Consider the following 23,066-nt stretch of genomic DNA (forward strand, 5'->3'; position numbering starts at 1 on the left):
GCATCAAAGCGTACGAAACTACTTCAGACCGGGGTACAGCGGATGCTTCTCCGCGAGAGCCGTCACCCGTGCCCGGAGCGCCTCGGCGTCGGCGGCCCCGAAGGGTGAGGGCGCCTTCAGCGCCTCGGCGATCACGTCCGCCACCTCGGTGAAGTCCTCGGTGTCGAAACCGCGGGTGGCCAGGGCGGGCGTCCCGATCCGCAGACCCGAGGTGACCATCGGGGGGCGCGGGTCGTTCGGGATCGCGTTGCGGTTGACGGTGATGCCGACCTCGTGGAGACGGTCCTCGGCCTGCTGCCCGTCCAGCTCGGAGTCGCGCAGGTCGACCAGGACCAGGTGCACGTCCGTGCCGCCGGAGAGCACGTCCACGCCCACCGCCTTGACGTCGTCCTTCATCAGGCGCTCGGCCAGGATGCGGGAACCTTCCAGGGTGCGGCGCTGGCGGTCCTTGAACTCCTCGGACGCGGCGACCTTGAAGGCCACCGCCTTGGCCGCGACCACATGCTCCAGCGGGCCGCCCTGCTGGCCGGGGAAGACCGCGGAGTTGATCTTCTTGGCCAGCTCGGCCGTGGAGAGGATCACCCCACCGCGCGGACCGCCGAGGGTCTTGTGCGTGGTCGTGGTGACGACGTGGGCGTGCGGGACCGGGTTCGGGTGCAGGCCCGCCGCGACCAGACCGGCGAAGTGCGCCATGTCGACCATCAGGTACGCGCCGACCTCGTCCGCGATCCGGCGGAACTCGGCGAAGTCCAGCTGCCGCGGGTACGCCGACCAGCCGGCGACGATCAGCTTCGGCCTGCTCTCCTTGGCCAGCCGCTCGACCTCGGCCATGTCGACCCGGCCGTCGTCGCCGACGTGGTAGGCGACCACGTCGTAGAGCTTGCCCGAGAAGTTGATCTTCATGCCGTGGGTCAGGTGCCCGCCGTGCGCGAGGTTCAGGCCCATGATCGTGTCACCGGGCTTGAGCAGCGCGAACATCGCGGCGGCGTTGGCCTGCGCGCCCGAGTGCGGCTGCACGTTGGCGTGCTCGGCGCCGAACAGCTCCTTGACCCGGTCGATGGCGATCTGCTCGATCACGTCGACGTGCTCGCAGCCGCCGTAGTAGCGGCGGCCGGGGTAGCCCTCGGCGTACTTGTTGGTGAGGACCGTGCCCTGGGCCTCCATGACCGCGACCGGGGCGAAGTTCTCCGAGGCGATCATCTCGAGGGTGGACTGCTGGCGGTGCAGCTCGGCGTCGACCGCCGCGGCGACGTCCGGGTCGAGTTCGTGCAGCGGGGTGTTCAGAAGCGACATGGGACTACGTCCTCCTCAGCCCTGGATGAAGGCGTCGTACTCGGCGGCGGAGAGCAGGTCGGCCGGCTCGTCGGTGACCCGCACCTTGAACAGCCAGCCGCCCTCGAAGGGGGCCGAGTTCACCAGCGACGGGTCGTTGACCACGTCCTCGTTGACCTCGGTGACCTCGCCGGTGACCGGGCAGTACAGGTCGCTGACCGACTTGGTCGACTCCAGTTCGCCGCAGGTCTCGCCCGCGGTCACGGTGTCACCGAGCTCGGGGAGCTGGACGAACACGACGTCGCCGAGCGCGTTGGCCGCGTGCTCGGTGATGCCGATGGTCGACGCACCGTCCTCGGCGGCCGACAGCCACTCGTGCTCCTTGCTGTAACGCAGCTGCTGGGGGTTGCTCATGGCCTGGACTCTCCTGTACGCGGTGGAATTGCTGATGATTCGGAAACTACGGGAAGTACGGGACGTACGCGTGAGCGGGCACGGCCTGCCCTGCTCGCCCGTGTGAGGTGTGAGGCCCCAAAGACCCTTGCGCCGACGCGCGAGGGCCCGGAAAGCCGTCCCGAAGTGGTCCTGCGGCGGTGCTACTTCTGCCGCTTGTAGAACGGCAGCGCCACGACCTCGTACGGCTCGTGGCTGCCGCGGATGTCCACACCGACACCCGCCGTGCCCGGCACCGCGTGCGCCACGTCGACGTACGCCATCGCGATCGGCCGGCCCAGCGTCGGGGAGGGCGCGCCGGAGGTGACCTCGCCGATCACCTCGCCGCCGGCGACCACCGCGTACCCGGCGCGCGGGACCCGGCGTCCCTCGGCGACCAGGCCGACCAGGGTGCGGGGCGGGGTCCGCTCGGCGCGGGCGGCGGCCTCGGTCAGGGCGGCGCGGCCCACGAAGTCGCCCTCCTTCTCGAACTTCACCACCCGGCCGAACCCGGCGTCGAACGGGGTCAGGGAGGCGCTCAGCTCATGGCCGTACAGCGGCATGCCGGCCTCCAGGCGCAGCGTGTCCCGGCAGGACAGCCCGCACGGGATCAGGCCGACGCCCTCGCCCGCCCCGGTCAGCGCCTGCCACAGCTCCACCGCGTGCTCCGGTTTCACGAACAGCTCGAAGCCGTCCTCGCCGGTGTAGCCGGTACGGGCGATGAGGGCGGGGACGCCCGCGACCGTGCCGGGCTGCCCGGCGTAGTACTTCATGCCCTCGAGGTCGGTGTCGGTGAGGGACTGCAGGATGCCGGGGGACTCGGGGCCCTGCACCGCGAGCAGCGCGTACGCGTCGCGGTCGTCACGGACCTCGGTGTCGAAGCCGGCCGACCGCTCCACGAGCGCGTCCAGCACCACCTGGGCGTTGGAGGCGTTCGCGACGACCAGGTAGCGGGGGGACCCGGCCTCGGTGTCGTCGAGCCGGTAGACGATCAGGTCGTCCAGGATGCCGCCGTCCTCGCGGCAGATCATGGTGTAGCGGGCGCGGCCGGGCTTGACGGTCCCGATGTTGCCGACCAGCGCGTGATCGAGGAACCGGGACGCCTGCGGGCCGGTGACGGTGATCTCGCCCATGTGGGAGAGGTCGAAGAGACCGGCCCCCGTCCGCACGGCGTTGTGCTCGTCGCGTTCGGAGCCGTAGCGCAGGGGCATGTCCCAGCCGGCGAAATCGGTCATCGTGGCACCGAGCGAACGATGCAGGGCGTCGAGCGCGGTCCGGCGGAGTTCGGTACTGCTCATCGGTCGGTCTCCCAAGGCAGGACAGGCGAGGTCTTTCCTCCCCATCTGTCATCGGAACCTGAGAGGTTCGCCATGACCGCCCGCGCAGGGGACGACCACGGCTTGCACCTTGGGTGGAGCCACCGGCGACTCGCGCGGGGCCCGCTTTTCAGATGTGCCTCGCCCACGCGGTAACGGTGCCTGAGAGATTCAAGGGAGGGACTTGCTCCTTCGGCGCCCCGGCGGCAACGGTGCCGGGGACTCTCCCGCGCGGATTCAAACGGCCGGTATGCAGTTGGCGCGCTCATCATTGCACGCATCGCGGGGCTGCGGCAGGGGGACCCTTCTGGGAGGAGCGCAGGGTATTCGGGTGTTCACGCACGGCTGTGACAGGCCTGTGTCGGGAAAGGGACGGAAACCGGAGGCCCCGGCGTTACCGTCTCTTTACACTCGGCGGGGAGGGATTCCGGTACCTGGGCACAGGTCCGGACAGCCCCCAGGGGAGGACACACACGGTGAACAAGGCCACGGCGTACGCCACCACCACGGGCGTCACGCTGCCCGAGCGGCAGGCCCCTTCGGCCCGGGAGGTGTGCGGCACCCTGCCCGCGCCCGTCGTCCGCGACCTGCGCGAGCGCGCCGGCCGCAGCCCGCACACCCTGCTCTTCGGCCCCCGAGACCTCGTCGTGGTCACCGGACTGCCCGGCAGCGGCAAGTCCACCCTCATGCGGCGCGCGGCGCGCGGCACCCCCGTCGACTCGCAGGACACCCGCGACCGCTGGGACCGCAGCATGCCGCGTCTCCTGCCGTACGCGGTGTACCGGCCCCTGGTCCGCCTCGCCCACTACGCCGGACTGCGGCGCGCCCTGCGCACCGGCGAGGGAGTCGTCGTCCACGACTGCGGCACACAGGCCTGGGTGCGCCGCTGGCTGGCCCGGGAGGCCCGCCGCCGGGGCGCGGACCTGCATCTGCTGCTGCTCGACGTCCCCCCGGAGCAGGCCCTGGACGGCCAGCGCGAGCGCGGCCGCGGGGTCTCCCGGTACGCCTTCCGGCGCCACCGCGCCGCCATCGACCGATTGCTGACGTCCGTGGTGCGCGGCGACCTGCCCGCGGGCTGCGGTTCGGCCGTCCTGGCCGACCGCGACGCGGCGAACGCACTGCACCGCATCGACTTCACGGACTGACGGCCGCCCGGACGGGCCCACCGCCGGACGCGGCAGCGGTTAGCCTTTCAGCCACAGCAGTGGTTCCAGGCAGGCGGTAGGCAGATGGACTTCCCGGCGGGCTTCCCGGCACAGACTCACCCCCATCCGCACGGCGGATGGCCCGGCAACGAGCTGGAGGAGGTGCTCTCCGCATCCCTGGGCGTCCCCTCGGGCGACGGCCGGATCATCGAGGTACTGGGCCGGAGCCACGTGTGGATACCTCTGCCCAACGGCGGCGGACCGGACAGCGGCCCGCTGGACCTGCCCACGATGGAGATCGAGGGCCAGGCGTACGTCCCGGTCTTCAGCTCCGAGGAACAGTTCCGTCAGGTCGTCGGCTCCCACATGTCGTTCACCGTCGCGCCCGCGGTGGAGTTCGCGCGTGGTCTGCCGCCGCAGGCCGGGATCGCCGTGAACCCCGGGGGAGTGGTCGGCGTCCCGTTGCCGCCGCCCGCCGTCGCCGCCCTGTGCCGTGCCGGACGCGGACCGCTGGACGGCCCCGCGAGCGGAGGCCGGGTCAAGTTGTTCGAACCCGACTGGCAGGACGACCCGGTGGACTTCCTCGCCGCCGCCTCCGCGGAGTTCGAGGCCCTCGGTATCGTCTCCACCGCCCGCCGCTGCCTCGCCGAGATCGAGACGGCCGAACCGGTGCTGTTCGTCGGCGTCGAACTGTCCCCCGCCGAACTGACCCGTACGGAGGGCGACCTGAGGGCCGCGCCGATGGACGCGGTGGGCCGCGCGCTGGGCCGCGAACCGGTGAGGTGGCCCGTCAACCTGGTCCTCCTGGACGTGGCCCAGGATCCGGTCGGCCAGTGGATGTGCGACCGCGTCCGCCCCTTCTACCAGTGGACGCGCTGAGGGGGCCGCGGCGCCGCCGGAGGACGGCCGCGCACCGGCAGAGCCCCCCGGGGCCGAGAGGCGCTTAAGCTAGGTTCATTGGCTCGAGCGAGGGTGTTGTACGGGTGGTACGGAGGGGCGATACAAAGTGAGCGCAGGCACCGCGGCGGCCGGGCAGGTCGAGCACATGCTGCGCCAGGTGACACCGGGGCGTTACGACGCCTACGAGGCGTTGCTGCGCGCGCTCGCGACCCCCTCCTCAGGCCATGTCTGGATGCTGTTGTGGCAGGGCCAGGCGGGCTCCCCGGACGCCCAGTACGGGAACATGGAGGTCGACGGCTTCGGCTACGCGCCCTGCGTGACCTCAGCCCAGGAACTCTCCGCCAGTGGCTGGAACCGGTCCTACGAGGTCGTCGACGGCCTGGAGGCCGCCCGCGCCCTCTACCCCGACCGCTACGGACTCTGGCTCAATCCGCACGCCCCCGGCGGCGGCCTCGGCATCCCCTGGCTCGATCTGCGCAGACTCGCCACCGGTCTCGACCGCCAGCCCGCCGGCCCCCTGCGGCTGTCCGAACCCGCCATCGAGATCCCGCAGTTCTACGCCCTGCTCGCGCAGAACGCGCACCGCACCCCCGCCGTCCGCTCGCTGCGCCGTACCTGGGTGCAGCCGTCGCTGGGCGCCCCGTACCTCGCCATCGGCCTGGACGTGTACGACACCTCGCCGCCGACTGTGGACGCGGTGCGCGCGATGATGCAGCAGTCCCTCGGCGCGATCCCGGACGGGCTCCCGGTGTCGACCGTCGCGATGTCCGACGAGCATGACCCGGTCGCGATGTGGCTGCGCGCCCATGCCCGCCCGTTCTACGACCGCGAGGCCCACGGCGCCGCCGCGCCGCCCGCCGCGGGCTCCGGCTATCCGCCCGCGCACCAGCGCTGACCGGGCCGTATACGCGAGAAGCGGGTACGGCCGGGCACCGGCCGCACCCGCCCGCGCTGACTCAGCGTGACGGTGTCCACAGAGTGGACAGGAGCGCCGGCGGAGGGGAACCGCGCTGCCGCCGGGCGCCGGTTTCGTGACAGGTTTTCAGCCATGCGCGCTCAGCGATCATCGGTTGACCGCCTGTCACCTGCGATTTCACCCCTTCTTCACGCCGCCCGAAGCTTCCCGGAGGGGGGTGGAGGGGGAGTCGAATGTATCGGGACGGTTAATTCCTGGCAGAGGGACGCCTGAAGAGTCCCTTATGTCAACTGTTCAGATCTCAGGTGGGTATCACCGCTATCCGGACTGTTCTCGACTCGCTGTGAACATCTGTAGTGTTCGGCCGGTCAAGATGCATCCACATAGCGGACCCGGAGTGGCCCCAATATGCGCATATCCAAGTCCCGAGCCGCTCGGGCGATCACGGCCGCGGTGGCGGTCGCTCTGATCGCCACGGGCTGCTCCAGCGAACGGGACAGTGACAACAAGAGCGACGGCAAGAAGGACACCTTCGTCTTCGCCGGTGCCGGTGACCCGGGCTCCCTGGACCCTGCCCTCGCGAGCGACGGTGAAACCTTCCGCGTGACGCGACAGGCGTTCGAGGCTCTTCTCGAGCACGAGTCCGGCGGCAGCGAGCTCGTCGGCGGCCTCGCCGAGAAGTGGTCGAGCAACGACAAGGGCACCGTCTGGACCTTCGACCTCCGCAAGGACGTGAAGTTCCACGACGGCGAGGCGTTCAACGCCGCGGCCGTCTGCGCCAACTACGACCACTGGTTCAACTGGACGGGCACCTACCAGTCCAGCGCGGTCTCCTACTACTGGCAGACCATCATGGGCGGCTTCGCGAAGAACGAGGACAAGGAAGCCCCCAAGGCGAACTACAAGTCCTGCACCGCGAAGGACGAGAACACCGCCGTCATCGAGGTCAAGGAGCCCTCCGCCAACCTCCCCGGCGGCTTCTCCCTGAACGCCCTGGCGATCCACTCGCCGAAGGCGATCGAGGAGTACAAGAAGCAGGACGCCTCCGCCAAGGGCGACGCCATCACGTACCCCAAGTACAGCCAGGAGGCCGGCACGGTCGCCGGTACCGGCCCGTACAAGATCACGAAGTGGAACAAGGGCAACAAGGAAGTCTCCCTTGAGCGCTTCGATGACTACTGGGGCGAGAAGGCGAAGATCAAGAACCTGGTCTTCCGCACCATCGACACCGAAGAGGGCCGCCGCCAGGCGCTCCAGGCCGGTGACATCGACGGCTACGACCTCGTCGCGCCGGCCGACGTCAAGACCCTCGAGGACCAGGGTTACGGCGTCCCGACCCGTGGCGTCTTCAACCTCTTCTACGTGGGCATGAGCCAGGAGGCCAACCCCGCGCTCAAGAAGAAGGAAGTCCGCCAGGCCATCGCGCACTCCATCGACCGTGAGAACCTGGTCAAGACCCAGCTGCCCGAGGGCGGCAAGGTCGCCGACCAGTTCATGCCCGACACGATCGAGGGCTACTCCAAGGACGTCAAGCAGTACGCGTACGACACGGGCGAGGCCAAGAAGCTCCTCAAGAAGGCCGGCCAGGAGAAGCTGAAGGTCGACTTCTGCTACCCGACCGAGGTCACCCGCCCGTACATGCCTGCCCCGCAGGACCTGTTCGAGCTGATGAAGGACGACCTGGAGAAGTCCGGCATCACGGTCACGCCCAAGGCGATGAAGTGGGCCCCGGACTACCTGGACGCCACCGAGTCGGGCTCCTGCGACCTGCACATGCTCGGCTGGACCGGTGACTTCAACGACGGCTTCAACTTCATCGGCACCTGGTTCGCCGGGTACGACAAGCAGTGGGGCTTCAAGGACAAGAAGGTCTTCGACGCCGTGAACGCCGGCTCCAAGCTCGGCAAGCACGACGAGCGCATCGCCGCGTACAAGAAGGCCAACGAGGTCGTCATGGAGTACCTGCCGGGTGTCCCGGTCTCCTCCTCCCCGCCGGCCATCGCCTTCGGCAAGAACGTGAACCCGCCGAACGTCTCCCCGCTGACGCAGGAAGTCTTCTCCGAGGCCTCGTTCAAGTAAGCGAGCAGTAGTCACCCAAGCACATTGGGTCCGCCCGGCCGTCGCAACTCGTCGGCCGGGCGGGGCCATTCATGGAACACATCACGTAAGAAAGGGGCATGCGGGGTGCTGCGTCTCGTCGTACGAAGACTGCTCCAGCTCATACCCACGCTGCTCGGCCTGTCGGTACTGCTCTTTCTGTGGCTCGACCGGCTGCCCGGCGGACCCGCCTCAGCGATCCTGGGGGAGAAGGCCACCGAGGCCGAAGTAACGCGTATCAACCGTGCGCTCGGGCTGGACCAGCCCGTCTACGTCCAGTACTGGCGCTTCCTCAAGCGCATCGCCGAACTCGACCTGGGCACCTCCACCCAGACCGGACAGCCGGTGTGGGACGAGTTCGTCCTGCGCTTCCCCGCCACGGTGGAGCTGGCCCTCCTCGGGATCCTCATCGCCGTGGCCGTCGGCATCCCGCTCGGCTACCTCGCCGCCCGCCACCGCGGCGGCTGGCTCGACGTCACCGCGGTCTCCGGATCGCTCGTCGGCATCTGCATCCCGGTCTTCTTCCTGGCCCTGATCCTCAAGCAGGTCTTCGCCGTCCAGCTCGGGATCTTCCCCAGCTACGGACGCCAGGAGACCGGCCTCGACGCCACGAGCGTGACCGGATTCGCCGTCCTGGACGGCGTCCTCACCGGGGAACTCGACGCCGCCTGGGACGCGATCATGCACCTGATCCTGCCCTCCGTCGCCCTGGCCTCCATCCCGCTCGCCGTCATCGTGCGCATGACCCGCGCCAGCGTCCTCGAGGTGCAGGACGAGGACTACGTCCGCACCGCCGAGGCCAAGGGCCTCAAGCGGAGCGTCGTCCGCGGCCGGCACGTGCTGCGCAACGCGATGCTCCCCGTGGTGACCGCGGTCGGCCTGCTCACGGGCTCCCTGCTGTCCGGCGCCGTCCTCACCGAGTCCGTGTTCGCCTTCGGCGGTATCGGTTCCTTCCTCCGGCAAGCGATCGACGGCCGCGACTACCCCGTGCTCGTCGGGTTCATCATGTTCATCGCGCTGGTGTATGTCCTGATCAACCTGCTGGTGGACGTGGCGTACAGCCTCATCGACCCGAGAGTGCGGGTGTACTGACGTGAGTGTCGCCACCAAGTCCGAAAAGATCCAGCGGCTCGCGGAACTGACCGCGACCAAGGAGACCGGCACCGGCGCCAGCCTGTGGCGGGAGGCCTTCCGCCGGCTCAAGCGCAGCAAGATGGCGATCATCGGCGCGATCATCATCTCCCTGTTCGTCCTCCTCGCGATCGTCGGGCCCTACCTCGCGCCGTACGCCCCGACCGCCCAGACCTGGCGGGGCGAGGTCTTCCCCAACCGGGGCGAGTTCGTCGGCCCGCGCGCGGAGAACTGGTTCGGGCTCGACAACCTCGGCCGGGACATGTTCTCCCGCATGCTGGTCGGCGCCCGCCAGACGCTGCTCGTCGGCATCGTCGCCACGCTGATCGGCCTGGTCACCGGCTTCCTGATCGGCGGCCTCTCCGGAGCCGCCGCCACCCTCGGCGGCGACGCCGGAAAGCGCGTCGACTCGGTCATCATGCGCTTCATCGACATGCTGCTGGCGATGCCCTCGCTGCTGCTGGCCGTGTCCATCGCCGCCATCATGGGGCAGTCACTGACCACGGTGATGATTGCCGTGGGTGTCGTCCAGATCCCGGTGTTCGCCCGGCTGCTGCGCGGCTCCATGCTGGCGCAGGGCGGCGCGGACTACGTGCTCGCGGCCAGGTCCCTGGGCGTGCGCAAGCGGCGCATCGTGGTCTCGCAGATCATCCCCAACTCGCTCAGCCCGGTGATCGTGCAGGCCACGCTCTCCCTGGCCACCGCGATCATCGAAGCGGCCGCCCTGTCCTACCTGGGCCTGGGCAACCCCGACCCGGCCATCCCCGAGTGGGGCGTCATGCTCACCCAGGCGCAGCGCTTCTTCGACAACGCGCCGTTGATGGCGCTCTACCCCGCCGTCGGCATCATCATCACCGCCCTCGGCTTCACCCTCTTCGGTGAGGCCATGCGGGAAGCCCTCGACCCGAAGCTGAGGGGCTGAACCACCATGTCTCTGCTCACTGTCGACGAACTGACCGTCACCTTCGGCGGCCGCGGACGCAAGGAGTCCCGGGCGGTCGACGGCGTCTCCTTCGAGGTCGACCAGGGCCAGGTCGTGGGCCTGGTCGGCGAGTCCGGCTGCGGAAAGTCCGTCACCTCCCTGGCCCTGATGGGCCTGCTGCCCGACAAGGGCGTCACGATCGGCGGCCGTGCCGAATTCGACGGCACCGACCTGTTCACCATGAACCCGTCCGCCCGTCGCGACCTGCGCGGCAGCAAGATGGCGATGATCTTCCAGGACCCGCTGTCCTCGCTCAACCCGGTCGTGCCGATCGGCGTGCAGGTCACCGAGATCCTGGAGCGCCACCGCGGGATGAAGGGGGAGGCCGCCCGCAAGGAGGCCGCCCACCTGCTGGACCGGGTCGGCATCCCCGACCCGACCCGTCGGCTCAAGGAGTACCCGCACCAGCTCTCCGGCGGCATGCGCCAGCGCGCGCTGATCGCCATGGCGGTGGCCTGCGCCCCGAGCCTGCTCATCGCCGACGAGCCCACCACGGCCCTCGACGTGACCATCCAGGCCCAGATCCTGGAACTGCTCAAGGAACTCGTGGACCAGGAGGGCACCGCCCTGCTGATGATCACCCACGACCTCGGTGTGGTCGCCGGCATCTGCGACCAGGTCAACGTGCTCTACGCCGGCAAGGCCGTGGAGTCCGCCGGGCGCCGCGAGCTGTTCGCCCACCCCACCCACCCCTACACGCACGGACTGCTGGGCTCCATCCCGCGCCTGGACGCCCCCCGGGGCGAGTCCCTCAAGCCCATCCGCGGCTCCATCAACGACCGCGTCGCCTGGGCCGACGGCTGTGCCTTCGCGCCCCGCTGCGACCGGTACGAGATGGGCTGCCTGACCGGTACCCCGCAGCTCGCCGAGCCGCGTGCCGCCGATCACCAGGTGCGGTGCGTCAACCCCGTACTCGACGACGCGAAGGCCGAGGAGGTCCCCGCATGAGCCTGCTCGAACTGGACGGCGTCAAGGTCCACTTCCCCATCAAGAAGGGCGTGCTGTTCGACCGTACGGTCGGGCACGTCTACGCCGTGGACGGGGTGTCCCTGAAGGTCGAGGCCGGCGAGACCTACGGCCTGGTCGGCGAGTCCGGCTGCGGCAAGACCACCCTCGGGCGGTCGGTGCTGCGGCTCGTGGACATCACCGAGGGGTCGGTCGTCCTCGACGGCACCGACCTGGCGAAGCTGCCGAGCGAGGAGATGCGCCGCTTCCGGCGCCGGCTCCAGATGGTCTTCCAGGACCCGCTGGGCTCGCTCAACCCCCGGCAGAACATCGAGTCGATCCTGTCCGAGGGCATGGTCGCCCACGGCATCGGCAAGAACCAGGAGGAGCGCCGCGAGAAGATCAAGGCGATCCTGGAGCGGGTCGGCCTGCCCTCCAACGCCCTGGCCCGCTACCCGCACGAGTTCTCCGGCGGCCAGCGCCAGCGCATAGGCATCGCCCGCGCGCTGGTCCTCGAGCCGGACGTGATCATCTGCGACGAGCCGGTCTCCGCGCTCGACGTGTCGATCCAGGCCCAGGTCGTCAACCTGCTGGAGGAACTCCAGGAGGAACTCGGCCTGACCTACCTGGTGATCGCCCACGACCTCGCGGTCGTCCGGCACATCTCCGACGTGATCGGCGTGATGTACCTGGGCTCGCTGGTCGAGGAGGCGCCGAGCGACACGCTGTACGCCGAGCCCAAGCACCCGTACACCAAGGCCCTGATGTCGGCCGTACCGGTGCCGGACCCGGAGGTGGAGGACCGCCGCGAGCGCATCCTGCTCACCGGCGACCTGCCCTCCCCGGCGAACCCGCCCAGCGGCTGCCGCTTCCACACCCGCTGCCCCTGGGCCCAGGCCGAGAAGTGCGCGACCGAACGGCCGGAGCTGAAGGACGTCGGCGGCGGTCACCGGGTGGCCTGCCACTACGCCGCCGAGATCGCGTCGGGAGAGCTGAAGCCGACCCGGCCGACGGGCATCGAGGCCGTCACGGAGACCGAGGACGTGTTGGCGGAGCGGGTCGAGGGCGAAGCGGAGGTTCCCGCCGCGCTCCTGCCGGCCGACTCGACGACCAAGCCGGACGCCGCGGTGGTCAAGGAAAAGGTGCCCGCAGCGGTCGAGGTCCCGAGCGACCCGACGGCCGACGCCGTCGCGAAGGACCGCGACGCCGGGGGGACGGACGCGTCCGGCAAGGGGCCGGGCGGGACCGACTGACAGACTGCTGGACACATCGGAGCGCCGGGCCGGCCAGAAGCGCTCGGCGCTCCGAGAACTCCTCGGGCCGCAAGTTCGTTCCACCCCTCGCCTTGCTTTGCAAGGCGAGGGGTTCTTTTTGAGTAAGAATATGAAAGTGCTCCAGCAACTCTTCAGCCCGTCCCTCCTGCACGCGCTCGACCTGATCGGCATCTTCGTCTTCGCGATCTCGGGCGCCCTGCTGGCCGTCCGGAAGAACCTCGACGTCTTCGGCATCGCGGTCCTCGCCGAGGCCACCGCCCTGGGCGGCGGGCTCTTCCGCGACGTGGTCATCGGCGCCGTGCCGCCCGCCGCCTTCACGGACCTCGGGTACTTCGTGACCCCGCTGCTGGCCGTGGCGCTGGTCTTCTTCCTCCACCCGCACGTCGAGCGCATCCAGAACGCCGTCAACTTCTTCGACGCCGCGGGGCTCGGGCTGTTCTGCGTCGTCGGCACCGCCAAGGCGTACGACTACGGGCTCGGCCTGACCGCCTCCGCCTGCCTGGGACTGGTCACCGCGGTGGGCGGTGGTGTGCTGCGGGACGTGCTCGCCAACGAGGTGCCCTCGCTGCTGCGCTGGGACCGCGACCTGTACGCCGTACCGGCGCTGGTCGGCGCCACCATGGTGGCCCTGTGCATCCACTTCGACGTGCTGAACGCGTTCACCAGCAGCTTCGCCGTGATCACGGCGTTCGTGCTGCGGCTGCTGGCACTCCGGTACCACTGGCGGGCTCCCCGCGCGTGGCAGCGGCGCTCGACGGCCCGCGAGGAGGAGTAGGGGAGGAGCGGTGAGGGAGCAGCGGGGGTGGACAAGAGCCCAAAGCTACCGCTTAGTAGGTGACTCTTGTAGTGTTCAACCATGCCAGAAGCAGCCTCCGCCCCGGCCGTCCGGGCCACCATCGGCGACAGTGAGTTCGACCGCGACACCGCGGTCACGCCCCGCGAACCGGGCGTCTACGGCATCGATCTCTCCGCCGGCTGGACGATCATCAGCGCCGTCAACGGCGGCTATCTGCTGGCCGTCCTGGGCCGCGCCCTCGCCGACACCCTGCCGCACCCGGACCCGTTCACCCTCTCCGCGCACTATCTGACCGCCTCCCAGCCGGGCCCGGCGGTCGTCCGTACCCAGACCGTACGCACCGGACGCACCCTCTCGACCGGGCAGGCGTCCCTCTTCCAGAGGGACGACCAGGGCCGTGAGGTCGAGCGCATCCGCCTCCTGGCCTCCTACGGCGACCTGGACGCCCTCCCCGACGACGTCCGTACGTCGGCCGAGCCGCCCGCGATACCGCCCATGGACCAGTGCTTCGGTCCCGAGGACGGTCCGGCCCCCGTCGACGGCAGCTCCGCCATCATGGACCGGCTGATGCTCAAGCTCGACCCGTCGACACTCGGCTGGGCCCTCGGAAAGCCTTCCGGCAAGGGGGAGATGCGCGCCTGGTTCGGGCTCGCCGACGGCCGGGAGCACGACCCGCTCTCCCTGCTCCTCGCGGTGGACGCACTGCCTCCCACCGCCTTCGAACTCGGGCTCAAGGGCTGGGTCCCCACGGTCGAGCTGACGGTGCACGTCCGTTCCCGCCCGGCGCCCGGCCCGCTGCGGGTGTCGATCACCACCCGCAACCTCGCCGGCGGCTTCCTCGAGGAGGACGCCGAGGTCTGGGACAGCGCGGACCGGCTGGTCGCCCAGTCCCGTCAGCTCGCCCGGGCGCGCCTGGGCTGAGCGGTCCTTCGCGGTGCGGCCGGCGGCGGGTCAGCCGGCCGTACCGATGCCGGCCGCACCTCTGCCGGAGGTGCCTTCGCCGGCCGGGCGGTCCAGCCAGTGCAGGCGGCCGATGCCGATCAGCCGCAGCCGGCGGGCCGCCGTCAGTGCCACGCGTTCCCGCGCCCGGTCCCCGGGGCCGGGCGCCGACGTCGTCACCGGGGTCCCTGCCGAGGCCGGCGCCTCCAGGAAGAGGCATCCCGTGGCGATCATCTGGTCGACGTAGAGCTGGGCCGGCATCAGCAGGTCGTCCGTGCTCCAGCCCGCGGACACCGGGTCCTCGGCCAGCTTCTTCGCGGCCGGGGGTGCCGTCATCGCCGTCCGGCTCGCCGTCTTCGCCCTGCGCGAGCGCCACGACCGCGTCCACCGGGAGGGCTGAACGCCATGCGCCTCACCTCACCGGCCGCCCACCGCGCCGCAACCCACCGAACCGCCGTCGACGCCCGTGCCCGAACCGCTGTCCAGGACTCCGACGGCATGGCGGTCGCGTCCTTCGTCCTGGGCCTGCTGGGCCTGCTCGTCCTCAACATCGTTCTCGGGCCGATCGCCATCGTGCTGGCGGGCACCGCCCTGCGGCGGGGCACCACCCGGCGCGGACGCGCCTGCCTGGGCCTCGGCCTGGGCATCGCCGACCTGCTGGTCCTGCTGGCGTTGATGCAGATGAACGACACGATCTCCTGGAGCTTCTGAGCCGACGGGGCATCCCGGCCGACCGCACCCCGAAGCCACCGGGCGCGGGCCGTAGAATCGGCCCCACCATGGCTTACCTCGACCACGCCGCGACCACCCCGATGCTTCCCGAGGCAGTCGAGGCACTCACCGCGCACCTCGGCGTCACCGGCAACGCCTCCTCCCTCCACGCCGCCGGCCGACGTGCCCGCCGGAGTGTCGAGGAAGCCCGCGAAGCCCTCGCCGAAGCCCTCGGCGCCCGTCCCAGCGAGGTGGTCTTCACCTCCGGCGGGACCGAGGCCGACAATCTCGCCGTGAAGGGCCTGTACTGGGCCCGGCGCGACGCCGAACCGGCCCGCACCCGGGTCCTCGCCAGCCCCGTCGAACACCATGCCGTCCTGGACGCCGTCCACTGGCTCGGCGAGCACGAGGGCGCCGTCGTCGAGTACCTGCCGGTCGACTCCCACGGACGGGTCCACCCGGACGCCCTGCGCGAGGCGATCGCCCGCAACCCCGACGACGTGGCCCTGGCCACCGTGATGTGGGCCAACAACGAGATCGGGACGATTCTGCCGGTCCGTGAACTCGCCGAGACCGCCGCCGAGTTCGGTGTCCCGCTGCACTCCGACGCCGTCCAGGCCTTCGGCCAGGTGCCCGTGGACTTCGCCTCGTCGGGGCTCGCCGCGATGACCGTCTCGGGCCACAAGATCGGCGGCCCGTACGGCATCGGAGCGCTGGTCCTGGGCCGTGAGTACACCCCCGTACCGGTGCTGCACGGCGGAGGTCAGGAGCGGCACGTCCGCTCCGGCACGCTCGACGTGCCCGCCGTCGCCTCCTTCGCCGTCGCCGGCCGGCTCGCCGCCGAGCAGCGGGAATGGTTCGCCCGCGAGGTCGGCGCGCTCCGCGACGACCTGATCGCCGCGGTCCACGAGGCCGTCCCGGACGCCGTCCTCGGCGGCGACCCCGCGTCCGGGGGACGGCTTCCGGCCAACGCCCACTTCACGTTCCCCGGCTGTGAGGGCGACTCCCTGCTGCTCCTGCTCGACGCCCAGGGCATCGAGTGCTCCACCGGCTCCGCCTGCACCGCCGGTGTCGCCCAGCCCAGTCACGTCCTGCTGGCCACCGGCACCGACCCGGACCTGGCCCGCGGCACCCTCCGCTTCTCCCTCGGTCACACCTCCACCCGGGCCGACGTCGAGGCCCTGGCGAAAGCCATCGGACCGGCGGTGGAGCGTGCGCGGGCGGCGGGGCTGACCTGACGCCCCCCGGGCACGAAAACGACCTACGAGACGGGTTCCCTTCGCCGGTATGACCCGGATCAGGTGGCTAGGGGTCGCCTTCCGGCCCTGTCCTGCGACCTTCCGGCCTCTCAGCCCGACCGTCGACGTCGGCACCAGCGGAAACCGAAGCTTCACGCTGAAGTCGGCTACTCCGGTCGAACTCCCTCACTCATCTCGTAGGCCTGTTCTTATGATAGAACGCCCGTTTCTGGATGGAAGGGGGTAGGTTAAGGTTTTTTGTCCAGTTTTTCGGGTGGCGGGTCAGGCCGTCGTCGTGAGCGCCTGACGTACGAGCTTCATGTAGCGCTCCCAGTCCCAGTGCGGGCCCGGGTCGGTGTGATCCGTCCCCGGCACCTCGATGTGGCCGATGATGTGCTTCCGGTCGACCGGGATGTCGTAGCGGGCGCAGATCCGGGCCGTGAGCCGGGCCGAAGCCTCGTACATCTCGTCCGTGAGGTCCTGCGGCCGGTCCACGAACCCCTCGTGCTCGATGCCGATGCTGCGCTCGTTGTAGTCGCGGTTTCCCGCGTGGTAGGCCACGTCCAGCTCGCGGATCATCTGCGTGACGCGTCCGTCCTGGCCGACGATGTAGTGCGTCGCCGCCTGGTGCCCGGGGTCCTGGAAGGCCCGCACCGCGCTGTCGAAACTGCCCTGGGTGACATGGACGATCACCATGTCTATGCCGAAGTCGTCGGGCCGGTCCGCGCGCCGCCAGTTGGCGTCCGAGGCCGCCACCCAGCGGGCGCCCGCGAAGTCGACCACGCCCGGCTTGCGCGGCTTCTCGACCCCGGGCATCCGCCACCACAGGCGGCCCAGCTCGTCACGCGCCAGCACGGCCGTACCCGCGGCGGCGGCCACCCCGCCGACGATCAGGGCCCGCCGGCCGATGCGACGGTCGCCGTCCTTGCCGGCCCGGCCCGTGGAAGCTCTTCTTTCCCCCATGCGATCAACAACGGATACCCGGTGGCTCCGGTTCCCGTTCCCCGTACCCTGGAGGGGTTATGACTGAGATCCCGCAGCCCTCCCGCCCCCGCCCCCTCCGGGTACTGGCCGCCATGTCCGGCGGCGTCGACTCCGCCGTCGCCGCGGCCCGTGCCGCCGAGGCGGGCCACGACGTGACCGGCGTCCACCTCGCGCTCTCCGCGAACCCCCAATCCTTCCGCACGGGCGCGCGGGGCTGCTGCACCATCGAGGACTCGCGCGACGCCCGCCGCGCCGCTGACGTCATCGGCATCCCGTTCTACGTGTGGGACCTCGCCGACCGCTTCCGCGAGGACGTCGTGGAGAACTTCGTCGCCGAGTACGAGGCCGGCCGCACCCCCAACCCGTGCCTGCGCTGCAACGAGAAGATCAAGTTCGCCGCGCTGCTGGACAAGGCCCTGGCCCTGGGCTTCGACGCCGTGGCCACCGGCCACTACGCGCGCGTGGTCACCCTGCCCGACGGCACGCGCGAACTGCACCGCGCCTCCGACATGGCCAAGGACCAGTCGTACGTCCTCGGCGTGCTGGACGACCGGCAGCTCGCCCACGCGATGTTCCCGCTCGGCGACACGGTCACCACCAAGGACGAGATCCGCGCGGAGGCCGAGCGCAGGGGACTGGCGGTGGCCAAGAAGCCCGACTCGCACGACATCTGCTTCATCGCGGACGGCGACACCCAGGGCTTCCTCGCGAACCGGCTGGGCCGGGCCGAGGGCGACATCGTCGACGAGTCCGGCACCAAGGTCGGCACGCACGAGGGCGCCCACGGCTTCACCATCGGCCAGCGCAAGGGCCTGCGGATCGGCACCCCCGCCCCCGACGGCAAGCCCCGCTACGTCCTCGACATCTCCCCGGTGACCAACACGGTCACCGTCGGCCCCGCGGACTCCCTCGACGTGGGTGCGCTCACCGCGATCGAGCCCCGCTGGTGCGGAGCCGCCCCGACCGGCCCCGGCACCTACACCGCCCAGCTCCGCGCCCACGGCGACGAGACCGAGGTCACCGCCGAACTGACCGACGGCGTCCTGGAGGTGTCGTTCAAGGAGCCGGTCCGCGGCGTGGCCCCCGGCCAGGCGATCGTCCTCTACGCCGGCACCCGGGTCGTCGGCTCCGCCACCATCGCCACGACGTCCCGTACGACGAAGACGCCCACGAGGGTCTGATCCGAGGCGCGGTCCCTGCCTGAAGACGTGAGCAGTCGGCGAACGAATGCCACTTTTGCGCTCATCTGAGCGTCAAAGTGGCATGGAGGGCCGGAGTGCTCACGTCTTCGGGCAGGAGTGCTTCCTCTGGACGCGCGCGATGGTCACGGTGCCGCGGTGAACTCGTGGACGAATTCGATCTCACCCACGATGTGGGCGTTGAACTCGTCGAGTTCCTCTGCCGGAACCCACAGTTCGAGGAGGGTCCGCCCGCCCGCCCGCTGGACGGGATACCGGGCGAGGAACTCCGACTCGACCTCGAACCGGGTGACGAACCCGGCACCGTCGTGCTTCACGTTCCAGTCCCGGGCGATCCTGATCGCGTAGTCCTCGTTGAGGACCGGGTAGAAGATCGGCTGCTCGGGCAGTCGGGGCGGCCAGGCCCGCCACCCCGACTCCCGGACCAGCTCCAGTTCCTTCGGCCCGGTCGGACGCCACAGCGTCGTCGTCGCCTGTCGGACGGTCATCGATACTGCTCCCCGTACGTCGAGAACGGCTGGCCGGAAGACCGGACGATACCGACATGCCGAGCCCGCTTCCACGCCGTTTCCGTGTGCGTGGCTGCCGCGATGCGTCCCCGCGTTCACTTCTGTGGCCGAGTCCTCGGCCTGGGCGTCAGGCCCCGCCACCGTGCGGCTGCGCTGGGCCAACCCCGTGCTAAGAGTCAGTGTCACGGACACCTGCCCCGAGTTCCCTGTGTCGTTGGTGCCGGGCGGGCCGGACGAGGAGCGGGGCCGGGGACTGCTGATTCTCGATCTACTGGCCGACGACTGGGGCGGATGCGGGCTCGGGGAGGCGGTGTTCGGGGTGGGCGGCAAGAGCATCTGGTTCGAGCTGGTGCTGGACGGGGGCGATCCGCCGCCAGGAGGCTGTGCGGCTGACGGCGCCGGGCCCCGGCCCCCTGATCTGCCCGTGCTCGCCGCCTGAGGAAAGGGGGACCGTCCGTCCGGTCCTCCGCCACAGGGAGTGGCGGAGGACCGAGGGCGAGCGGCCCGGCCTTCTCCGGGCCCTCACCGGCTGAAGAACTCCGCCAGCACCGGTGCCAGCACGTCCGGCTCCACCATGTGGGTCTGGCCGGGCAGGGTGCGGCAGGTGCCCCGGGGGACGGCGTCCGCGATCGCCCGGGCGGCCTCGCGCATCCAGGCCGGGCTCGCGTCGCCCGCGATGGACAGCACCGGTACGGGGACCGACGCCAGCAGCTTCACCGGGACGCCACCGTCCCCCATGACCGCGTCGTCGTACGCCAGGCTCGGCGCGATCGACTCCATGCCGGCCCACAGGGGGGACTGCCGGGCGCCCTGGATCACCGCCTCGCTCAGCCCGGTGAGACGCAGGAAGAGTTCGACGGCGTCCCCGCGGCGCCCCTCGCCCAGTGCCTCCGTCAGGCGCTCGGTGTACCGCGCGCGCTCCCTCAGGTCCTCCTCGGACATCGCGTACGGCGTCTCGTACACGGCGACGTGCCGCACCGGCAGACCGCTCGCCGCCGCGCGCAGCGCCAGCGCGCCGCCCGAGGAGACGCCGTACAGCGACGCCTGTCCGCCCACCGCCTCGATCAGCGCCGCCAGGTCCTCGATTTCGCGTTCCACCGCGTACGGCGTCCGGTCCCCGCTCGCGCCGCGGCCCCGGCGGTCGTACACGACGACCCGGAACCGCTCCGAGAGCGGGGCGGCCAGCGGGGCCACCGTGGCGCCCGTCGACATCGCGCCGCTGACGAGGACGACCACGGAACCCCGTCCGGCGCTCTCGTGGGCGATGGGGGTGCCGTCACGCGAAACGATGTTCTTGTCCATGTCTCCGCAGACTGCCGCACCGCGGCCCGATCGTCGGTGAGGCGGGCCGCGCGTCCGACGATCGCAACCCTTCTATCCGATCATCGGACTTCCACGTCGTAGAAACACAGGTGGTCCTTGATGTCGGCGACGTCCGGCTTCGGGTCGGGATACGCCCACACGAGATCGGGCGCGTCCGGCCGCGACCAGTAGGACGCGGTGCCCTTGAAGGGGCAGTGGGTGCGGGTGTCGGACGGGGTCAGCAGGTCGAGCCGCACATCCTTCGGCGGGATGTAGTACCGCGCGGGCAAGCCCGTCTCGCGCAGCACCAGCGCCTGGTCGCTCTCGGCCACGACCTCCCCGCTGTGCACCACGCGCACGGGCCGGTCGCTCCGCTCGACGGTGATGCGGTGTCCTCCGGTCATGGTCCACGCTCCTCGGTCAGCCGGGTCATGGGGTCGGCAAGGTCATGGGGCAGCAGGGTCGACGCCCGAACGGGCCGACGGGTTGACGGGCCGACGGGTCGACGGCTCCGAACGCCGACGGGTACAGCGTCCGCCGAAGCCGCATTCTTCCCTTCCCCGCCGGACCGGCCCCGTACCCTGGGGCCGTGAACATCTGTGTCTTCCTCTCCGCCGCCGATCTGGACGAGCGGTACACGCGCCCCGCAAGGGAGTTCGCCGAGCTGCTCGGCAAGGGCGGCCACACCCTGGTGTGGGGCGGTTCCGACGTCGGCCTGATGAAGGTCGTCGCCGACGGGGTGCAGGAGGCGGGCGGCCGGCTCCTCGGCGTCTCCGTGGAGTTCCTGGCGGCGAAGGCCCGCGAGGGCGCCGACGAGATGATCGTCGCCCGGGACCTGGCGGAGCGCAAGCGCCTGCTCCTCGAGAAGGCCGACGCGGTGGTCGTCATGGTGGGCGGCACCGGCACGCTCGACGAGGCCACCGAGATCCTCGAGCTGAAGAAGCACGGGCACACGGACAAGCCGGTGGTCCTGCTGAACAGCGCGGGCTTCTACGACGGCCTCAAGACCCAGTTCCGGCGGATGGAGGACGAGGGCTTCCTGCCCCGCGCCCTCACCGACCTGGTCTTCTTCGCCGAGGAGCCCGTCGGGGCACTGGCGTACCTGGAGGAGAGCCGGGGCATCGAGTGACCCGGGCCGGGACCTGCGGGGGAGAACCCGGGCCGGGCCGGGCCGCGTGATGATGCGAGCATGGCGGGCATGCCTACACATGTGATCACCGGAGCGGGCTCCGGCATCGGCGCGGCCGTCGCCCGCCGGCTGCACGCGCGCGGGGACGAACTCGTCCTGCACGCACGCTCGGCGGGGCGGGCGAAGGAACTGGCGGCCGAGTTCCCCGGCGCGCGGACCCTCGTCGGCGACCTGGCCGACCCCGACCGGCTCAGCTGGGCCTTCTCCCACCAGTCCCTCCCGGACCGGGTGGACTCCCTGCTGCACATCGCCGGCGTCGTCGACCTCGGCGAGATCGGCGAGCTGACCTCGAAGAGCTGGCGGCACCAGCTCGACGTCAACCTCGTCGCCCCCGCCGAACTCACCCGGCACTTCCTGCCCCAGCTGCGCGCGAGCCGCGGACACGTGGTCTTCGTCAACTCCGGCGCGGGCCTGAGCGCCCACGCCCGGTGGGGCGCCTACGCGGCCTCCAAGCACGGTCTCAAGGCACTCGCCGACTCCCTGCGCGAGGAGGAGCACGGCAACGGGGTCCGCGTCACCTCGGTCTACCCCGGCCGCACCGCCAGTCCCATGCAGGCCAAGGTGCACCAGCAGGAGGGCAAGGACTACGACCCCGGCCGGTGGATCGACCCCGAGTCGGTCGCCACCACCCTCCTCACGGCCCTCGACCTGCCCCGGGACGCGGAGGTCAACGACCTGACGGTGCGGCCGGGGCGCTGAACTCCCGGGCGCACGCCCGACGGCCCCACCGGAACACCGTCCTCACCATCCGTTCCGTACGCTTCGGGGGTGAGCGAAAAAAGCCAGTTCAGGTTCGGGGCCGCGACCGGGGTCGGGTCGATGCCGGGCGGGGACGTCCACGAGGCCGTCAAGACCGTCACCGGAAGCTTCGAGGACTTTCCCTTCCTGCCCGAACTGCCCGCCCGGGGACCTGGTGCGGACATGATCGGCCGGACCGCCGGGATGCTCGTCGAGCTGTACGCGCGCGTGGAGCCCAGCGGCTGGCGGATCGGGGACCGGCCCGGGCGCGACACCAAGCGGGCCCGCTCCTGGCTCGGCCAGGACCTCGACGCGCTGGAGGAGTACACCCAGGGGTACGAGGGCCCGCTGAAGGTGCAGGCCGTCGGCCCCTGGACGCTCGCCGCCCAGCTGGAGCTGCGCAACGGCGAGGTGGCCCTCTCCGATCCCGGCGCCTGCCGGGACCTCGCCGCCTCGCTCGCCGAAGGGCTGCGCCTGCACCTCGCCGAGGTGGGCCGGCGCGTGCCCGGCGCGCGGCTCGTCCTCCAGCTCGACGAACCCTCCCTCACCGACGTCCTGCGCGGCCGGGTGCGCAGCGCCAGCGGCTACCGGACCCACCGCGCGGTGGACCGGCAGCTCGTCGAGTCCGGACTGAGGGACGTGTTCGGGGCGCACGGCGCCGGCCCGGTCGTGGTCCACTCGTGCGCGCCGGACGTCCCGTTCGCCCTGCTGAGGCGGGCGGGAGCGCAGGCGGTCTCCTTCGACTTCTCGCTCCTCACCGAACGTGACGACGAGGCGATCGGGGAAGCGGTCGAGAGCGGCACCCGGCTGTTCACCGGTGTCGTGCCGGGGACGGACGGCCCGTTGTCGGACCCTGCCGGTAGCGTCATGGGGGTCAGAACGCTGTGGCGCAGGCTGGGGCTGCGGCCGGGCCTTCTCGTGGAGGCGGTCACGGTCACCCCGGCGTGCGGACTCGCGGGGGCCTCCCCGGAGTACGCGCGCACCGCCTACGCACACTGCGTCCGGGCGGCGAGATCCCTCGCGGACAACCCAGAGTGACGGAAGGACACAC

The 23,066-nt window shown here is 70.8% G+C and carries 25 protein-coding genes and 2 riboswitches; of the genes, 17 read left to right on the forward strand and 8 right to left on the reverse strand.

Annotated elements, in window-relative coordinates:
- Positions 1 to 18: 18 nt before the first annotated feature.
- From glyA to gcvT, 3 genes are all read right to left on the reverse strand, one after another.
- Entirely contained in the window at positions 19 to 1,293 is a 1,275-nt protein-coding gene (gene glyA / locus OHB56_RS29450; protein ID WP_326754857.1) for a serine hydroxymethyltransferase, read from the reverse strand.
- 15 nt (positions 1,294 to 1,308) lie between these two features.
- Positions 1,309 to 1,686: a glycine cleavage system protein GcvH gene (gcvH, locus tag OHB56_RS29455; RefSeq protein ID WP_406356555.1), complete on the reverse strand. Its 378-nt coding sequence runs from the start codon at positions 1,684 to 1,686 to the stop codon at positions 1,309 to 1,311.
- Between the two features lie 182 nt (positions 1,687 to 1,868).
- On the reverse strand, positions 1,869 to 3,002 hold the full coding sequence (gene gcvT / locus OHB56_RS29460; RefSeq protein WP_326754858.1) for a glycine cleavage system aminomethyltransferase GcvT: 1,134 nt from the start codon (positions 3,000 to 3,002) through the stop codon (positions 1,869 to 1,871).
- 158 nt (positions 3,003 to 3,160) lie between these two features.
- A riboswitch (glycine riboswitch) is annotated at positions 3,161 to 3,260 on the reverse strand.
- Between the two features lie 236 nt (positions 3,261 to 3,496).
- On the opposite strand from gcvT, the gene OHB56_RS29465 reads away from it, so the two are divergent.
- The 10 genes from OHB56_RS29465 to OHB56_RS29510 all read left to right on the forward strand — a co-directional run bounded on the left by OHB56_RS29465 (position 3,497) and on the right by OHB56_RS29510 (position 14,127).
- Positions 3,497 to 4,165: an AAA family ATPase gene (locus tag OHB56_RS29465; protein ID WP_406356557.1), complete on the forward strand. Its 669-nt coding sequence runs from the start codon at positions 3,497 to 3,499 to the stop codon at positions 4,163 to 4,165.
- Between the two features lie 84 nt (positions 4,166 to 4,249).
- Positions 4,250 to 5,044, forward strand: a complete 795-nt coding sequence (locus OHB56_RS29470) for an enhanced serine sensitivity protein SseB (RefSeq protein WP_406356559.1) — start codon at positions 4,250 to 4,252, stop codon at positions 5,042 to 5,044.
- A gap of 166 nt (positions 5,045 to 5,210) precedes the next feature.
- Complete coding sequence (locus OHB56_RS29475) at positions 5,211 to 5,960, forward strand: enhanced serine sensitivity protein SseB C-terminal domain-containing protein (protein ID WP_406359239.1); 750 nt, start codon at positions 5,211 to 5,213, stop codon at positions 5,958 to 5,960.
- Positions 5,961 to 6,389: 429 nt separating this feature from the next.
- Positions 6,390 to 8,060, forward strand: a complete 1,671-nt coding sequence (locus tag OHB56_RS29480; protein ID WP_406356561.1) for an ABC transporter substrate-binding protein — start codon at positions 6,390 to 6,392, stop codon at positions 8,058 to 8,060.
- 105 nt (positions 8,061 to 8,165) lie between these two features.
- Positions 8,166 to 9,170 carry an ABC transporter permease gene (locus tag OHB56_RS29485; protein WP_406356563.1) on the forward strand — a complete coding sequence of 335 codons (1,005 nt, stop codon included), beginning with the start codon at positions 8,166 to 8,168 and terminating at the stop codon, positions 9,168 to 9,170.
- Position 9,171: 1 nt separating this feature from the next.
- Entirely contained in the window at positions 9,172 to 10,131 is a 960-nt protein-coding gene (locus OHB56_RS29490; RefSeq protein ID WP_326754863.1) for an ABC transporter permease, read from the forward strand.
- 6 nt (positions 10,132 to 10,137) lie between these two features.
- Positions 10,138 to 11,139, forward strand: coding sequence for an ABC transporter ATP-binding protein (locus OHB56_RS29495; protein WP_326754864.1), 1,002 nt, complete (start codon positions 10,138 to 10,140; stop codon positions 11,137 to 11,139).
- Entirely contained in the window at positions 11,136 to 12,389 is a 1,254-nt protein-coding gene (locus OHB56_RS29500) for an ABC transporter ATP-binding protein (protein WP_406356565.1), read from the forward strand. The genes OHB56_RS29495 and OHB56_RS29500 overlap by 4 nt, the downstream gene beginning before the upstream one ends.
- Positions 12,390 to 12,525: 136 nt before the next feature.
- Positions 12,526 to 13,185 carry a trimeric intracellular cation channel family protein gene (locus OHB56_RS29505; RefSeq protein ID WP_406356566.1) on the forward strand — a complete coding sequence of 220 codons (660 nt, stop codon included), beginning with the start codon at positions 12,526 to 12,528 and terminating at the stop codon, positions 13,183 to 13,185.
- An 81-nt stretch (positions 13,186 to 13,266) separates the two neighbouring features.
- Entirely contained in the window at positions 13,267 to 14,127 is an 861-nt protein-coding gene (locus OHB56_RS29510; protein ID WP_406356568.1) for a thioesterase family protein, read from the forward strand.
- Positions 14,128 to 14,157: 30 nt separating this feature from the next.
- Here the strand turns inward: OHB56_RS29510 and OHB56_RS29515 are convergent, their stop codons facing one another.
- Positions 14,158 to 14,481: a hypothetical protein gene (locus OHB56_RS29515; protein WP_406356569.1), complete on the reverse strand. Its 324-nt coding sequence runs from the start codon at positions 14,479 to 14,481 to the stop codon at positions 14,158 to 14,160.
- Between the two features lie 69 nt (positions 14,482 to 14,550).
- Here OHB56_RS29515 and OHB56_RS29520 point away from each other — a divergent pair, with 69 nt between their 5' ends.
- Both OHB56_RS29520 and OHB56_RS29525 read left to right on the forward strand, forming a co-directional pair.
- Positions 14,551 to 14,856, forward strand: a complete 306-nt coding sequence (locus OHB56_RS29520) for a DUF4190 domain-containing protein (RefSeq protein ID WP_406356571.1) — start codon at positions 14,551 to 14,553, stop codon at positions 14,854 to 14,856.
- 68 nt (positions 14,857 to 14,924) lie between these two features.
- Positions 14,925 to 16,094 (forward strand): cysteine desulfurase family protein, encoded by a 1,170-nt coding sequence (locus tag OHB56_RS29525; protein WP_406356573.1) that lies wholly within the window; start codon positions 14,925 to 14,927, stop codon positions 16,092 to 16,094.
- A gap of 19 nt (positions 16,095 to 16,113) precedes the next feature.
- Positions 16,114 to 16,292, reverse strand: a riboswitch (TPP riboswitch).
- Between the two features lie 84 nt (positions 16,293 to 16,376).
- On the opposite strand, the gene OHB56_RS29530 is transcribed toward OHB56_RS29525, so the two are convergent.
- A complete protein-coding gene (locus OHB56_RS29530) occupies positions 16,377 to 17,057 on the reverse strand; it encodes a peptidoglycan recognition family protein (protein ID WP_326754870.1) in 681 nt (226 codons plus the stop codon).
- 59 nt (positions 17,058 to 17,116) lie between these two features.
- Between OHB56_RS29530 and mnmA the strand changes: the two genes are divergently transcribed.
- Positions 17,117 to 18,259, forward strand: a complete 1,143-nt coding sequence (mnmA, locus tag OHB56_RS29535) for a tRNA 2-thiouridine(34) synthase MnmA (protein ID WP_406356575.1) — start codon at positions 17,117 to 17,119, stop codon at positions 18,257 to 18,259.
- Positions 18,260 to 18,402: 143 nt separating this feature from the next.
- On the opposite strand, the gene OHB56_RS29540 is transcribed toward mnmA, so the two are convergent.
- Positions 18,403 to 18,765 (reverse strand): hypothetical protein, encoded by a 363-nt coding sequence (locus OHB56_RS29540; protein ID WP_326754872.1) that lies wholly within the window; start codon positions 18,763 to 18,765, stop codon positions 18,403 to 18,405.
- A 229-nt stretch (positions 18,766 to 18,994) separates the two neighbouring features.
- On the opposite strand from OHB56_RS29540, the gene OHB56_RS29545 reads away from it, so the two are divergent.
- Positions 18,995 to 19,225 carry a hypothetical protein gene (locus OHB56_RS29545; protein WP_406356577.1) on the forward strand — a complete coding sequence of 77 codons (231 nt, stop codon included), beginning with the start codon at positions 18,995 to 18,997 and terminating at the stop codon, positions 19,223 to 19,225.
- 83 nt (positions 19,226 to 19,308) lie between these two features.
- Here OHB56_RS29545 and OHB56_RS29550 read toward each other — a convergent pair whose 3' ends face one another.
- Both OHB56_RS29550 and OHB56_RS29555 read right to left on the reverse strand, forming a co-directional pair.
- Positions 19,309 to 20,088 carry an alpha/beta hydrolase gene (locus OHB56_RS29550; protein WP_326754874.1) on the reverse strand — a complete coding sequence of 260 codons (780 nt, stop codon included), beginning with the start codon at positions 20,086 to 20,088 and terminating at the stop codon, positions 19,309 to 19,311.
- 80 nt (positions 20,089 to 20,168) lie between these two features.
- Entirely contained in the window at positions 20,169 to 20,492 is a 324-nt protein-coding gene (locus OHB56_RS29555; RefSeq protein ID WP_406356579.1) for a DUF427 domain-containing protein, read from the reverse strand.
- A 185-nt stretch (positions 20,493 to 20,677) separates the two neighbouring features.
- Between OHB56_RS29555 and OHB56_RS29560 the strand changes: the two genes are divergently transcribed.
- The 3 genes from OHB56_RS29560 to OHB56_RS29570 all read left to right on the forward strand — a co-directional run bounded on the left by OHB56_RS29560 (position 20,678) and on the right by OHB56_RS29570 (position 23,053).
- Positions 20,678 to 21,217: a TIGR00730 family Rossman fold protein gene (locus OHB56_RS29560; RefSeq protein ID WP_326754876.1), complete on the forward strand. Its 540-nt coding sequence runs from the start codon at positions 20,678 to 20,680 to the stop codon at positions 21,215 to 21,217.
- 60 nt (positions 21,218 to 21,277) lie between these two features.
- On the forward strand, positions 21,278 to 21,976 hold the full coding sequence (locus tag OHB56_RS29565; RefSeq protein WP_326754877.1) for an SDR family oxidoreductase: 699 nt from the start codon (positions 21,278 to 21,280) through the stop codon (positions 21,974 to 21,976).
- 69 nt (positions 21,977 to 22,045) lie between these two features.
- Positions 22,046 to 23,053 (forward strand): methionine synthase, encoded by a 1,008-nt coding sequence (locus tag OHB56_RS29570; protein WP_406356582.1) that lies wholly within the window; start codon positions 22,046 to 22,048, stop codon positions 23,051 to 23,053.
- The last annotated feature ends 13 nt before the right edge of the window (positions 23,054 to 23,066 follow it).

This window comes from Streptomyces sp. NBC_01635, from assembly GCF_045209715.1.
Classification (GTDB): Bacteria; Actinomycetota; Actinomycetes; order Streptomycetales; family Streptomycetaceae; genus Streptomyces; species Streptomyces hirsutus.